General features: G+C 56.6%; 16 protein-coding genes and 3 pseudogenes. 10 read left to right on the top strand and 9 right to left on the bottom strand.

Going from position 1 to position 13,381, the window contains the following annotated elements; translation table 11 throughout:
* The first annotated feature begins 326 nt into the window (after positions 1-326).
* Both AC1DMK_RS08145 and AC1DMK_RS08140 read left to right on the top strand, forming a co-directional pair.
* Positions 327-641, top strand: coding sequence for a hypothetical protein (locus AC1DMK_RS08145; RefSeq protein WP_477858237.1), 315 nt, complete (start codon positions 327-329; stop codon positions 639-641).
* A gap of 2 nt (positions 642-643) precedes the next feature.
* Positions 644-1,117, top strand: coding sequence for a hypothetical protein (locus AC1DMK_RS08140; RefSeq protein WP_477858235.1), 474 nt, complete (start codon positions 644-646; stop codon positions 1,115-1,117).
* Between the two features lie 14 nt (positions 1,118-1,131).
* Here AC1DMK_RS08140 and AC1DMK_RS08135 read toward each other — a convergent pair whose 3' ends face one another.
* The 6 genes from AC1DMK_RS08135 to AC1DMK_RS08110 form a co-directional block, all read right to left on the bottom strand.
* Complete coding sequence (locus AC1DMK_RS08135) at positions 1,132-1,416, bottom strand: DUF982 domain-containing protein (RefSeq protein ID WP_477858233.1); 285 nt, start codon at positions 1,414-1,416, stop codon at positions 1,132-1,134.
* Positions 1,417-1,496: 80 nt separating this feature from the next.
* On the bottom strand, positions 1,497-1,688 hold the full coding sequence (locus AC1DMK_RS08130) for a hypothetical protein (RefSeq protein WP_477858231.1): 192 nt from the start codon (positions 1,686-1,688) through the stop codon (positions 1,497-1,499).
* Between the two features lie 704 nt (positions 1,689-2,392).
* The gene (locus AC1DMK_RS08125) at positions 2,393-2,563 is read right to left on the bottom strand and encodes a hypothetical protein (protein WP_477858229.1); all 171 of its coding nucleotides are present in this window, start codon (positions 2,561-2,563) and stop codon (positions 2,393-2,395) included.
* Between the two features lie 150 nt (positions 2,564-2,713).
* Complete coding sequence (locus AC1DMK_RS08120) at positions 2,714-3,037, bottom strand: hypothetical protein (RefSeq protein ID WP_477858227.1); 324 nt, start codon at positions 3,035-3,037, stop codon at positions 2,714-2,716.
* Positions 3,038-3,300: 263 nt separating this feature from the next.
* Positions 3,301-3,555, bottom strand: coding sequence for a DUF2513 domain-containing protein (locus AC1DMK_RS08115; protein WP_477858225.1), 255 nt, complete (start codon positions 3,553-3,555; stop codon positions 3,301-3,303).
* Positions 3,556-3,666: 111 nt separating this feature from the next.
* The gene (locus tag AC1DMK_RS08110; protein ID WP_477858224.1) at positions 3,667-4,098 is read right to left on the bottom strand and encodes a hypothetical protein; all 432 of its coding nucleotides are present in this window, start codon (positions 4,096-4,098) and stop codon (positions 3,667-3,669) included.
* Positions 4,099-4,652: 554 nt separating this feature from the next.
* Between AC1DMK_RS08110 and AC1DMK_RS08105 the strand changes: the two genes are divergently transcribed.
* Complete coding sequence (locus AC1DMK_RS08105; RefSeq protein ID WP_477858223.1) at positions 4,653-6,146, top strand: DUF1254 domain-containing protein; 1,494 nt, start codon at positions 4,653-4,655, stop codon at positions 6,144-6,146.
* Between the two features lie 378 nt (positions 6,147-6,524).
* On the opposite strand, the gene AC1DMK_RS08100 is transcribed toward AC1DMK_RS08105, so the two are convergent.
* Positions 6,525-7,808 carry a class I SAM-dependent methyltransferase gene (locus tag AC1DMK_RS08100; protein ID WP_477858221.1) on the bottom strand — a complete coding sequence of 428 codons (1,284 nt, stop codon included), beginning with the start codon at positions 7,806-7,808 and terminating at the stop codon, positions 6,525-6,527.
* 971 nt (positions 7,809-8,779) lie between these two features.
* On the opposite strand from AC1DMK_RS08100, the gene AC1DMK_RS08095 reads away from it, so the two are divergent.
* The 4 genes and pseudogenes from AC1DMK_RS08095 to AC1DMK_RS08080 form a co-directional block, all read left to right on the top strand.
* On the top strand, positions 8,780-9,178 hold the full coding sequence (locus AC1DMK_RS08095) for a hypothetical protein (RefSeq protein ID WP_477858220.1): 399 nt from the start codon (positions 8,780-8,782) through the stop codon (positions 9,176-9,178).
* Between the two features lie 29 nt (positions 9,179-9,207).
* Positions 9,208-9,465, top strand: a pseudogene (locus AC1DMK_RS08090) (ATP-dependent DNA ligase); the annotation flags it as partial.
* Positions 9,466-9,589: 124 nt separating this feature from the next.
* Complete coding sequence (gene rpiB, locus AC1DMK_RS08085) at positions 9,590-10,039, top strand: ribose 5-phosphate isomerase B (protein ID WP_477858218.1); 450 nt, start codon at positions 9,590-9,592, stop codon at positions 10,037-10,039.
* A 112-nt stretch (positions 10,040-10,151) separates the two neighbouring features.
* Positions 10,152-10,348: pseudogene (locus AC1DMK_RS08080) on the top strand (S9 family peptidase); the annotation flags it as partial.
* Between the two features lie 6 nt (positions 10,349-10,354).
* Here the strand turns inward: AC1DMK_RS08080 and AC1DMK_RS08075 are convergent.
* Together AC1DMK_RS08075 and AC1DMK_RS08070 are read right to left on the bottom strand one after the other, a co-directional pair.
* A complete protein-coding gene (locus AC1DMK_RS08075) occupies positions 10,355-10,927 on the bottom strand; it encodes a GNAT family N-acetyltransferase (RefSeq protein ID WP_477858217.1) in 573 nt (190 codons plus the stop codon).
* Positions 10,928-10,933: 6 nt separating this feature from the next.
* A complete protein-coding gene (locus AC1DMK_RS08070; protein ID WP_477858215.1) occupies positions 10,934-11,437 on the bottom strand; it encodes a pentapeptide repeat-containing protein in 504 nt (167 codons plus the stop codon).
* 273 nt (positions 11,438-11,710) lie between these two features.
* On the opposite strand from AC1DMK_RS08070, the gene AC1DMK_RS08065 reads away from it, so the two are divergent.
* The 3 genes and pseudogenes from AC1DMK_RS08065 (at position 11,711) to AC1DMK_RS08055 (ending at position 13,311) form a co-directional block, all read left to right on the top strand.
* Positions 11,711-12,364, top strand: coding sequence for an HAD family hydrolase (locus tag AC1DMK_RS08065; RefSeq protein WP_477858213.1), 654 nt, complete (start codon positions 11,711-11,713; stop codon positions 12,362-12,364).
* Positions 12,365-12,556: 192 nt separating this feature from the next.
* A pseudogene (locus AC1DMK_RS08060) lies at positions 12,557-12,727 on the top strand (transposase); the annotation flags it as partial.
* On the top strand, positions 12,694-13,311 hold the full coding sequence (locus tag AC1DMK_RS08055; protein ID WP_477858211.1) for an IS5 family transposase: 618 nt from the start codon (positions 12,694-12,696) through the stop codon (positions 13,309-13,311). The pseudogene AC1DMK_RS08060 and the gene AC1DMK_RS08055, both read left to right, overlap by 34 nt.
* Positions 13,312-13,381: the final 70 nt, after the last annotated feature.

Genomic DNA, 13,381 nt, shown 5'->3' with positions numbered 1-13,381 from the left:
GGTTGGGACTATAGGCACGGGTATCAATTTCCTTCACAACAACATCGAACTGGTACTCTTTCCAATCTCCTCGTGTACCGCGACCCAGAAAGTCCTCCTCCGTCCCAAGATCCTGGCTGAGTGTGTCCTCCCCGGGGGAACATCGAACCCGTCATAGTAGACGTTGGCGTGATAGCCCAACCGTGTCGATAACATCACCGAGCGCGAGCGCATCAAGACGGAAGCCGTGCAGAGCTACGTCAACGCACAGGTTCAGGAACTCACCGGGCGAGGGTGGTGGTTCCCGATCCTCTTCCTCATCCCCGGCCGGCTTCTGGTTCGGCGCGGTGTGCGTCTACAACGTCCTGTGGTGCCGTGGGTTTGCCTATCCGCAGGAATGGACGATTGCCGCGTTGCCGCCGCCGCTCTCCGACTGGATGGGCGCCATCGTCGTCTCTCTCTTCACCGGGCAAGGCCGGCGAGCAGATCCTGGCGAAGTGGCGCCGATAAGCAGCAAGGGCCCGACCTCCTCGTCAGGCCGAACCCTCCTGTCGCCGCCTCATGCGAGCACGGCGGCGGGCGGAATAGTCGATCGGGCATCACCGGTCAAGCATGGCATTTATGCGCATCGAAAGGGGCAGTATAGAGAATGGATGGATTGAACATGGACCCACACCCGCAGCTCCCACTGCGACTGCCAGACCTTTCTCCAGAGATGCGTCTGTTTCTTGCGGCCGTCAGAGAAGACGAAATCGACAATCTGAAGATGGTCGCGAGCCTTGATGAGGACGAGCGGCAGGCACTTCAGTTCATCATCAAGAACTTCAAGACGGCCGATCTCGCCGTGATCAACGACAGCCTGGAGAGCCTGCGCACCATGAAGTGCTTCGGGCGGTTCGGCATGTGGCTGATGGGCATGATCATCGCCTTCACCAGTGTGGTAGGCGCGATCAAGATACTCTTCATGTCGGGGAGTGGGCCGAAGTGGCGTGGCTGGCAACAACAGGTACCGCGAAGCTGGCCGCCGTCCTACTTACGGGACCTGTTAGGCGAAGTAAAACCACAGAGCGGCGGCCAATATCAGGGGTGCCAAAACACTCACAGCAAGAACCGAAGCGAAAAGAAGCCGTTCGAATGACATCTGTGCCCCCTCTAGATGGGCGGTATTGGGTAGATGGGCAGTATTGGGGCGATAAGCTCGTATGCAACTTTTGCCTCGTCTGCCGCAGCGAGAAAAGCAAGCCGCGCCTCTTCTGGGGTTGCCGCGCCGGTGACGACGGCTCCGCAGGCACCCAGTGCGGCCAAAAAGGCTTCACCTTCGGCAACAGGCCAGGCTGTGGTCAGTAGTGTCAATGCGTCCCGGGTAGTGGCAACGGTATAAACTTCGCCACGTTGCGGGCAGGCGATCATAACAGGTATGTTCCAGCGGGTGTCCAACGCAGTACCTCCAGCCTGTGAGATTTTGGCCTACACAGGGCGGATATTCAATAAGTTCATCGACGCCCACGCGATCCTGATCAATCCTTGGAGGGCGGCGCCTCAAGCTGATGTGCAGTCAAACGGGCCTTGAGCAGGCGCTCGCTCTTTTCCTTTCTTGCCGCCGCCGCCGCCTCGATCATTTCCTTGGCAGTCCGATCGGTTTCCTCCAAACGCTTCGCGCGCATGGCCCAACTGCTTCTCCCCTGTTCTCGTTTCATCGCTACCACCATCCGAAAAAAGCCCCGGGGTGTTGCCGGGTCTGTTTTGGGTTGGAGGACCGAACCATGCTCCAGTCTTTTCTATCTCTCCCCGATGTGGAAATCGAATTGGTGACTGACTGCGTGCGCGAATGTGTCGGCTTAATGACTGCGCGATAGACAGCGGCAAGGGACAAGAAGAACGACGGGCTCGATGCCGGAGGGACCCAGCATCGAGCCCGTTGGCTGCACAAGAGGGTGTTCGCAGCCGGGTGCAACGTTCTTGGGGCGTGCGTTGCTATCTAGAAACGCTTGGCGGCAAGATCGGTTCCTGCCGCCGGCGATGCGATCATCACCATCTGGAGAAAAAGCGCCGGTGATACTGGCCTGTTTCATTTCAAGCGGAGCTTAGATCAAAGCTGCAATCTCTGCTGCGGGTCTTCTGGCGGCAGAGGAAGATCGTCGATCATTCTCAAGGTTACCGCGCTTCCCTCCAGATACTTTCCAAGTCCCGGATCATCGGTGTAGAGATCGCTTGCTCCTCAAACGACGGCTGTCGCGGCAATCACTGCGTCATACTTCATAGCCACTCGCCACCCAGGCAATCTTTGGTCCTCGGGAATTTTGTCGATGACTTGGGCAATGCGCTCGCCCGTCTCGATCGCAATCACTTCGTCGAAAGCTTGAACGCTGAAGCCTTTCTGTTTTCGAATTGGCTCGACCATCTCTTCTACGCGCTACGCTCGACCAGCGACAAATTCCGCCAGGGAAGGGGCTGGAACCGTAATGACGGTGTTCTTCGGAAGGGTCCTCGTGAAGTCATTGACGCGATCGGTGCAGCCATTTTTGTCCTGCGTGCTGGCCGGGTCGATCATGAAAATCAAGAAATTCGTATCGACGACAATCATGCGCGGCGTAGCTCATCTACGTTCTTGACGATCTCTTCAGCGGAGCCAGGCTCCAACAGGCCCTTGAGTTTGCCAAGGGTTTCTTCAAGCGGCTCATCTTCCAGAACCTCAAAGGAGGTCGCCCTCAGGCTGTCGAGAGACCATTTACCATCAGTATTCCGACTCCACTTTCCGTCGCCGCTCAAGCGAACGAACTGGTGGAAGCGGTGCGCGAGTTTTCGAGGCCCTCACTTTGCCTGAGAACGAAATGAGCTCTCCGCCCTTAGGAAGGGGGAGTTCGGCTGTCCACCTATCTTCCGCTAAAGCTTCGTTTATCTTGCGCCACGGCGCGGCGGCCTCGGCATCGTTGTCGTTATGGGTGGCTTCGCGTATTTTCGGAGAAATAACCGAAACTTGCTGCGCATCAGCGCACGCAACGATGCTGACGCTCTTGTCGAGAATCTCTTTGAAGTGAACATGCTCTGGCGAGCCCATAAGCTTTGCCAGATCGCGATGGCCATCGCATCAGTTGGATTGAACCCCAGACCCTTACCAAGAAAAAGGCCGGGACGAAACCTCGTACCGACCTTCCTCGACCCGTCTCGACAACGGCTGCCAGTACATCCGTGGTCAGCTGTCAGAGACGAATTCTATGAGGAAAATGTAACGTGTGTGATTGAAGCGTCAAGTGGTGTGCTCGACCAACATCGATGCCCTCGTTGATGTCCAAGTGATCTCGGAACGCCCAGGCCAACAGATCAATGCCCCGTTTTGCTTGCGGATTTCTTCCGAGCAAAGCCTTTGGCCAGATCAAGTAAAAGGTCAGCGCTGAAACCCTTTACGGCCAAGGCACCGTCTTTGGTGCGCCGCCATACTTCGTCGTCGCGGACGCTGTCGAGAAATTCGTGACCGCTCCAAGTTATCCTTCGATAGTCGAAGTCACCGGTGTTTTCAGCGTCGATGAAGTCCGCATCAATCAACAGGTCCATGTGACCGGAAATCGTCCACACCATCCATGGAAACCTCCGGGTCCCATGGAGAAATAGATCGAAAGCCGCCATGCCTCGTGGTCAATCTGTTCGAGCTTCAGAGAAGGCCCCTGATTACGTCCATATCGCGTTTCATTACCAACCTCCCGGGCGAGACATCGCGCTTCGATTACCGCACCTATGGCCAGCGGCGTCGTACTGCCAGTCATATTGGCAATTGCCTGGATAGCGTCGTGGCGGATTGTAGTAGGTCCCACCTCCACAGTTGTTCGCGCATACCGCTACGGCGGTACCAACGAGCGCAATGGCAACCAGCGCTGCGGCCGCCTCCCGTTGCTGCTGTACCATCAATTGGCACTCCGGGATTGTCATACCTCGACGCGAGATTTCCGCGAATAGCTGCTGCTGAAATGCTGGATCCGGCGTATCGAGAACCGTCTTGCAGAGAGCGGCCTTGCTCACCGCCGCCGGTTTCTTGATGAACTCGGCCTGCGTTGTCGTGCAGCTCGCGAGCGCGAGCGTCATCACCACGGCGCCGATGCGCCGAGCCCAAATCCCTAAAGCCACGGATTTTACCCCTCAGTTGCCCGGGGCGAACATCGCAGAAAAACCTGCTACGTCAAATTGCACCTTAATACATCGTTAACACAGCCTTGGGCTGCGCGGAGCAGCGCCTTCGTGACCCAGATTGGGACTGTGTCTGTGGAAAGAAACTTCCGCTTCACCACCTTCGAGGACCGGCCTAGCTCCCGCGGTCGGCTGGCGGCAAGTCTATGGGATCGCATCCACCCCGGTGCGGCGAGTAGACCCGCGAGGCTGCGCCGGGTCTTCCCGGTTATATGAAATCAGACACTTCCGGAGGCGGCTGGGGCGTCAACGTTATGGTGATTAGACGCTTATTTTGAAAGCCGCATTTCTTCCAACGTGCGGAGTGGTTGGCTCCGCGTGGACCGGCGACGTTTGCGCACTGCACACCCACTAACTGTCCGGTTGCCCGCTTGGCGCCGTTACCGCGCGTAAGTGCCTCGTATGATACGGTAATATACTTGCTAGATCAGGACGCTGTTCTACCGTGACGGGTAGATATTTGGCGTACATTTCACAGCAGGGAACAACGGCGCATGGCAAAAGCACTTACTTACAAAAGGTTCAGGCTTTCATTGACGCGAAGCACTGCGGCCACCTTGCTCTCATTGGCGTGCGCCAGCGCGCTGGTAATTCCAGCTCGCGCAGTGGACCCTATGACAAAGGCGGAAAAGGCGGACCCAAGTCGGGTGGGAATTTTGGAGGCAAAGGATATTGCACAAAAAGGATTTGTGTACGGCCTCCCACTCGTCATGAACTACGCTGTGATGCAGGAGTTCGCGGTCGATAAGAACTCGGGTCAGTTTAAGGCGCCCTTCAATCAGATTGCCAACGAGCACCGGGTGTTCACACCCGCTGATACGGCAGTTATCACGCCAAACAGCGACACGCCCTATTCCTCGACCTGGCTCGATCTGCGCGCCGAACCGATGGTCATTTCAGTTCCCGCGGTCGAAAAGCAGCGGTATTTCTCAGTTCAATTGATCGACGGCAACACCTACAACTATGGCTACATTGGCAGTCGCGCCACTGGGAACGATGCAGGGGACTATCTCGTGGTCGGCCCCGGCTGGACAGGGGCTACCCCCGCCGGAATTAAAAAGGTTTTTAAATCTACGACACCGTTCAGCCTCTCGCTTATCAGGACGCAACTCTTCCACCCCGACGACATGCCGAACGTCGAGAAGGTTCAGGCTGGCTACAAGGTTCAGCCGTTATCGGCTTTCTTAAAGACACCTGCCCCGCCTCCTGCACCCAAGATTGACTTTCTGCCAGCGACGACAGCCGGGATCAAAGATAACTTTTTTGAATACCTGGATGCTGCGCTACAGTTCGTTCCTGAGACGTCCAAAGATAAGGCTATCCGCGCCAAGCTTGCCAGCATCGGCATCGGCCCCGGAAAGACTTTCGAGTTCAAGGACCTGTCCCTTGAGCAGAAGGCCGCCATCATGATCGCCATGAAGCAGGGCGACAAACAAGTCGATAAGTTCCTGTCGTCCGGGATGAAAAAGATCAATGGCTGGAATGTCGGCGCATTTTTCGGAGACGAAGCGTTCTTCAACGGCAATTGGCTGATGCGTGCAGGCGCTGCGAAAGGTGGCCTATTTGGCAATGACGCGGTTGAAGCTACCTACCCCTATACGCGTGTGGACTCGAAAGGCCGCACCCTGGACGGTAGCAAACATAACTACACAATCACCTTTCCGGCCGGAAAACTGCCGCCAGTGAATGCCTTCTGGTCGGTGACCATGTATGACGGCAAGAGCCAATTCCTAGTAAAGAACCCGATCAACCGCTACCTGATCAATTCGCCAATGCTGTCATCCATGGAAAAGAACGCGGATGGATCGCTGACGCTCTATATTCAGAAGGACAGCCCAGGGGCGGACAAGGAGGCCAATTGGCTGCCTGCGCCGAACGATACGATTTACCTCGTCATGCGCCTCTACTGGCCCGATCCCAAACCGCCCTCTATCCTTCCAGCGGGCAACGGTACATGGAAGCCGCCCGCCGTAGTCAGGGCTTCATGAGAACAAGGCCGATGATATCCGGGACGAGGACGAGGTCGCGGCGCTTTTGCCCTGGATCGAAAATAGATTGAGAAAGCGGCTTGAAGCGGCGACGACCGAGCCCGGTACCGGGAAACGCTCGGCTTCATGATTGTCTAATCTGGTGCGCAAAGAATCGTTCGCGCTGCGAGCGCGTCGACGTCGAGTTTTGGATTTAATTAGCCAGCGGCCGAGCGTCCTGGAAAGCCAACATGGCCACCGCGTGCGGCGGCAGGTGATATGTTAATAGTCAGATTTGAGGTTAACGCGCGGCGATCTTCGCGCTATTCGGCAGCCAATGCCACCAGCCGTTAAATGCATTCCACTGGTCGAGGTTTTGCGCCAGGCAGCGGATGCTCGTCAGGGTCGTTTCGACAGGACCACCGCTGCCATGTAGGGTTCATGGGGCCTAGGACTTTCCGAAAGACGGCGTTCAAACCGCGCGAACAATTCGCTGACCAGCTCGTTTCGTTCACGAGAGGGCGAAATCAAGCTGGTGATCACCGGGCCGGACCAGGCTCGCGTCATATCGGCATGAAGCTTGGCGAACACGCGATTGTCACCGCTCCTTTCAAACTCTTCCCAGCAAGGGTCTGAGACTTTGACGAGATCAACATGCTCGAGCCGAAGGTTAGCGAAATACCCAGTTTGAATGAAAGGTGCTTTGATATCCTCTAGGGATCGAAGACCGATCGGTATCGTGAGATGGTTCTGTTCTGCTTCCGAAAACAGCCCGCGCTCTCGCATTTCGCCAACGGCTGACCAAAGCTCGCCCAAGAGCCATTCCCACCCGGTGCCGCTCCTTGCGCGTGCGGTAAAGCCCGCCACGAGTTTCGCACCGGGCTTCATTTCCTGCGAGCGCAACTGCAGGAAGCGTTTCCAATCGCTCGTCTGCTGCTTTGCGACGGCAGAAATCACAGTTGGCGAGGCGCTCATTCCCGCAAGGACATGGTCTTGCGCATCAATTGCGCAGGCACTCATCCACTGCAACGCCCAAGTGCTCCAGCCCAGATGGACACGCTGCGGAGGAAGCAACGGCTCGAAATATGACCGGCCAATCGCAGAGGGAAAGATATTGGACGCTCCGATCATGTAGCTGCCCTGGTCTGAAGCAAGCGCGCTGAACAAGGCCGAAAAGTCATTGGATGGAAGATCGGTATGGACGATTTCTATGGGGACGGATGCCCCCCTCCGATCGCGCAGTATGTCAATCGCCACGCGCATCGGGGCCATTGAATTCCGGCCTTGGGAAGAACCATAGTCGACGATCGTCAATGGGGCCTCGTCAATGGGAACCGTCCGGCATGCCGCCTCCCAAAGCGAAAGCAAGGCAGCGATGCCGACCGCCTGCATTGCAGAATGGCGGTTGTAGAAGCCGTCTCCCTCCATTGCGGAGAGGTGATCCCGAGTCGGATTGTTGGGCATGGCGCTGCCTCGCATAGCTTGGCCGCATGCTATCAGGCTACCGGCAGCTTGGCGACCGAATGTCTCCGTCGGACCAAAAACCTGCCATTGGTGGCATTTGCCGCCGAATTCCGGATCTTCGCGACCCTCGGTGTGGAAATCTCTTGCGTCGTCGATAGCTAGTACGAACCACCGATCTCCCGCAAATCCGGCCTTTTTGCTTGCGTGGGAAATTTCCATCCGTTTGTGGAAATCTAAATTGGCATTCGGCGGTTTCAGGATCGCCGCTCATGCCTCTTCTAAAAACTGGACAACCAGCGCTGCCGTTATTTTTCAGTAGTTTAAAGGCCTTCAAAGTCGGCTCGAAGGTTTTTCAGGCTCGATTTGAGCCGGCGGCCCTATCGAACGCCGAGGCGAGAAGTGTGAGGCGTTTCCAAKAGCCGAGGGTGACAAACAGTGAGCGCGGCTTATTCCGCTCTGGTTCGCCAGAAGCCTTGAATTCCTGGCCTTTCGCAACAGTTCCCGCTTGATCCCGGCAATTCCCAAATATTGCAGAGTGGGGTGACAAACAACATACGAGCTGATCGGCCGTTCGCCAACCAGGGGGCGCCCCACAATCTTTCCGGTTCTTCGCAGGGCTGCTGGTGAGTGTCGATCGAATAGAAAAAGCCCGCCCCGGCCCCAGCTAGGGCGGGCTCATACCGATCCGACCCCTCGGACCACGGCTGCCTCCATACCGCTGCGACGAAGGTAACAAGGGCAGACCAACAGGCAACTTGAACCTCGATCGATGGTTAGTCGGTAAGGTTACTTCCGCACGCATGCGCATTGAAAGGGCAGAGGGTTGGCGGGGGATAATGAAATGAGCAGCGGTAACCAGCTTGACCCAATGGCATCATCGGCCCGACTTAGCGAGCGGGTAGAAAACCAAGGCAAGGACATCGTTGACCTGCGTTCGAACATGAACACCGGGTTTCAGACGATCGGGTTGCAGCGGAGTTTCGGCAGTTCCGCTCGACGCGATCCGATAGTAATACTTCAAATGATTGGGAAGATTCCGACCTACACGCGTCCGGTCCGATCGCGAAAACGCCCCGCCAAAAGTGGCGGGGCATTTGTACGTGCTGAACATCGCGCAAGAGTGCTTCGATAGGGCCAACATAGGGCGATGCCTTTCCCTTTCATCGGCGCGGCATCTCTTTGTGCGGAGAATGCTCCAAGCACCACCAGCGTGTTTCGACGCTGGTCGCCGACACGAGGCCGAAGCCTCCCCATTTACCGCAGCCAGTCAGCAGCAAAAATGGTTCACGTGCATGCTGTCGGTCTGCTTCGTCTTGTCGTCTACGGCCATGATGTCACCTTGGCATTTTCATAGCGAAGAACGCAGCCGTTCCCATTTTCTTGCATTTCAGCTTCGGCTCCAGATTGCGCAGTACTGGCAGCTTGCCCGATTTGTTTTTAAGATGGCGCACATTGATTTCGCTGTAATGCTCGCATTTGCAGACGGCGAAGAGAATTTCCCAGTTCATTATCTGTTCGAGCGTTTCCTCTGGACCGATACGCTCGGGCTTTCCCTCTCTCCTCACGTATCTTTCGCAAGGCCGCCCTGAATGCCAAGCGTCCTCTCTATGAACTCCCTGTGCCACCCGCCTGCGGCGGCCGTGGCGGCAAGCTGACGTCAAGCGCGGTCCTCTTCGCGTTCGACCTTCTCTATTTCGACGGCCACGACACACGCGGTATGGAGCTTTCCGGCTGCCGGCATCTTCTGGAATCGTCAGGCGCAAATGAGCGAGGCGCGATTCAGATCTCACAGGAGATCGATGGCGATGGCGGTGAGATCTTTAACGCTGCCGTCGAGCACTGCCTCGAGGGGATCATCGCCAAAGATCGGGATAGCAGGTATCGAACCGTCAACGAGGCCTATGCTATCATTCGAAAACCGGAAAAATTGATGAAACAAAGGGCACCTGATCCAAGTCGGCCAAGTTTCGAAATTGCCTTGGGAAAAGGAGTACTTCTCCATGACAGCCAACAAGCGMATCGTCCTCTCCAGCGACCACGCCGCCATTCAGCTCCGACAGGCCATCGCCGCTCATATCGCGGCGCAAAGCTGGGTGGTGGTCGACATCGGACCCACGACGCCGAGCAGCACGCACTATCCTAAGCACGGCGAAGCGGCGGCGCGGCTCGTCGCCTCCGGTGATTGCCGGTTTGGCATCATTCTATGCGGCACCGGCCAGGGCATCATGATGGCGGCAAACAAGGTTAAGGGCATCCGTTGCGGCGTCTGCGTGGACACATTCTCAGCCCGAATGATCCGCCAGCACAACGATGCCAACATGCTTTCGATTGGCGTGCGTGTGGTGGGCGAAGGGCTGGCGCTCGATATAGTGGATGCCTTCCTGACCGCCCGTTTCGAGGCCGGCCGACATGCGACGCGGGTAGAGATGATTGAGGCACTGGAGAGGTAGCGTCCACGAAGGGCCCGACAACTGACCTCGGCAGGGTAGCGCCAAGACCGGACATTGACAGGATGTCATGACTTCGTGTCCTCGCACAACGGTTTCAACTCGGTGGCGGACGATGTCGACGGTAACGCGACGCATCATTGATCGGGTGATGGCACTGCGGTTGAACTATTCCAGGCGCAGTCCTCTATCGCGCCTACGGGAGCGATATTGTTCGTGCATGGCAATCAGGGCGGCCTTTTTTGGGGTGGTAAGGAGGCAGTTGATGACGGATCGCTGCTTCGGTTCTCTTCTAGGGACCGTATTGTCGCGATAGTTCTATGAGATTTGCGACGTCACAGGTCCTTCGCCGGTGATGCAGCCGAACATGCGGAAATCATGGAAGGCGCCTTTGAACCATGCTTTCTGACGAAGTGTGCCTTCATAGCGGAAGCCGGCCTTTTCCAGAACACGATCCGATGCCGTATTTCCCGGCAGGGTCCATGCCTCGATGCGGTTCAGGGAAAAGTGCGCGAACCCGCATCTGGTGACTGTCGTCACCGCTTCGGTCATCAGCCCTTTGCCCCAAACGGAGGGATGGATCTCATATCCGATCTCGGCGCATTTCGAACGGGTGTCGATACTGTTGAAACGGATCGCTCCCAGGAACCGGCCGGAGATCCGGTCTTCCAGGGTCCATGCGCAACCCTTTCCCTTGGCATGGACCTCGCACATCCATTTCATCACGCGCTTGATGTATGCCCGTGTCGGCCCATCCGGCAAGTTGGAGAAGCGCGTGACCTCCGGAAGGAGCAGCAGTGCGTACAGATCGTCGCCGTCGTCGATCTTCGGCGCGCGCATGGTCAGCCTTTCGGTGACCAGCGAGGGGAATTCGCTTTTCTGATGGCTCATGGCAGATCAGACAGCCTGCGATTTTCGATAGGCTTCGACGATCTCGTCGAGCGGAACTCCGTCCAGCGTGGCGCCCGGTATGCGGCAGTTGGAAAAAGCGACGCCGGAGAGATTGATGTACTGAAACCGCGAGCCGGAGAGGTTCACGTCATTCACGAGCCAGCCGGTCATATTGCTGTCGTTGAATCTGGCGCCAGAAAAGTTGATCTGGTTGAATGATGTTCCCGAGAGGTTGGCATCGTTGAATCTCGATCCCGACAGATCGGCGTCGTTAACATCAAGCCTTTCGGTCGTCCGGTGCAGCTTCATCTCTTCGCCAGAGATCGAGAAGGCGAGGGGCTTTTCCGCACCGCCCTCACCGATCACCACAGAGAGCGCGTTCCAATCCCTCACGTTGAATTGTTTGGCGATCAGCTCCAGGCAATCGCTGTGGGACAGGTCTATATTGCGATCTTTCAGAGCCTGCCGCAGGGCTTTCGCCATGCCTTTAATACCATGCGTTCTCAGCATTCCAGTTCCTCCAGGGCAATCATTGCATCAGAGCTCACATTGCTGACCGATTGCCGCAAGGGCTGGACGTCGAACGGTATCATTCAATGCATTCACCAAACCAAACTGGCGTGAGCGGCGGGCTGCACAAGGCCTAGGTGAATTTCTACATGCGATTTTTGTGTTGTCAACGAGGCAGGCGACCTCATTCTGACATGCGCAAATCTTCTATGTTTAGCGACGAATTTTTCCTTCATTGGGATTCTCAAGACAAGAGGTGATGAGTTGAGGTCGGTGCTCTTTGATGTCGATGGCGTTCTAGTTCATGGCTATACGGGACAGGTGGAGCGCCGTCGGCGATGGGACGAACATCTGCTTGCCGACCTTGGCATTGATCCTTCGGCTTTCCGTGACCTCTTCATCAAGCAAGTGTTTGAGAAAGAAGTTTTGACAGGAAGGAAGGCGCTTCTCCCAGCTCTTGAGGAAACCCTTCCGCAATTAGGCTTCCATGGTTCTCCTTTTGTCGTCGCCAGCTACTGGCTCAATCGCGACGGCCATCTCAACTTGCAATTGTTGGACGTCGTGCGCCATCTTCGGCGAACAGGGCGTATCCGCCTTTATGTCGCTACCAATCAAGAGGACATGCGCGCGTTCCACCTCTGGAACAGACACGGTTTCGAGAACCTATTCGACGATATGTTCCACGCCGCTCGACTTGGCGCATTGAAGCCCGATCGAGCATTCTTCGAGCGCGCTGCGAACATTCTTGGTCCTCAAGGCGAGCCGCCTCTCTTTTTTGATGATTCAGAGGCGGTTGTGGAGGCCGCCAATGCGTTCGGATGGGAGGGCGTTCTGTACAACGAACTCGGTGACTGCACCGCCCACCCTTGGGTTGCAGCAATGCTGTCGCAGGAATCCTGGAGACCGTCTGAAAACTCGACGCTTTGAAATAAGATGGTGGCAATCCTTTTTCGCAAATTTAATTCCAACCGGCTCCTACTTGGAACTACGCAATGGGCGTCAGGGAGCTGTCGTGCGCGAGTTGAGCTGCCGTCCTGCGTTCATCGAAAATGCGACTAGGCTCAGGACCTATTAATTTGATTTGAGATGTGATTCACGGTTTCCGATAAGGAGGCCGTGATGGGTGATTTGTTTTTGCTGAGCGAGCGCCAGATGGCGCGGATATCGCCGCATTTCCCACTTTCACATGGGGTTGCGCGGGTTGACGACCGACGGGTGGTGAGCGGGATCGTCTACGTGATCCGCAACGGCCTCCAGTGGAAGGATGCGCCGTCGGGCTACGGTCCGCACAAGACGCTCTACAACCGCTTCATACGCTGGAGCCGGCTGGGCGTGTTCGACCGCATCTTCACCGGGCTCGCCGGCGAAGGGCCGAAGCCCGAGCGTATCATGATCGACGCCACGCATCTGAAAGCCCACCGCACCGCCGCAAGCCTGCTAAAAAAGGGGATGTTCCCCGTCGTATCGGGCGGACCAAGGGAGGACTGAACTCAAAGCTCCACACCGTATGCGACGGAGACGGACGGCCGCTCATCCTGCTTCTGTCGGAAGGTCAGATGAGCGATCATCAGGGCGCACGTCTCGTGCTCGACGCCTTGCCTCACGCCGATCATCTGATTGCCGATCGCGGATACGACAGCACCTGGTTCCGCGAAGAACTCGAGGCCAGAGGCATCGAGCCGTGCATCCCCTCATCGAAGAGTCGCAAGATACCCTTCGCCTACGACAAGGTCCTCTACCGTCAGCGCCACAAGGTCGAAAACCTTTTCGCCAAGCTCAAAGACTGGCGGCGCATTGCGACGCGCTACGACCGATGTGCTCACACCTTTTTCTCGGCAATCTGCATCGCAGCAGCAGTCATCTTCTGGCTTTGATCAATGAGTCCTGGGCGCAGACTTAGTTGTTTCGTGTAAAACGTTGGGTCCAGAGCCTCGATGGATGATC

The sequence above is a fragment of the Rhizobium sp. 05L419 genome (assembly GCF_056397845.1).
Note: the sequence above shows the minus strand (reverse complement) of the source record. Positions and strands in the feature narration are given on the sequence as shown.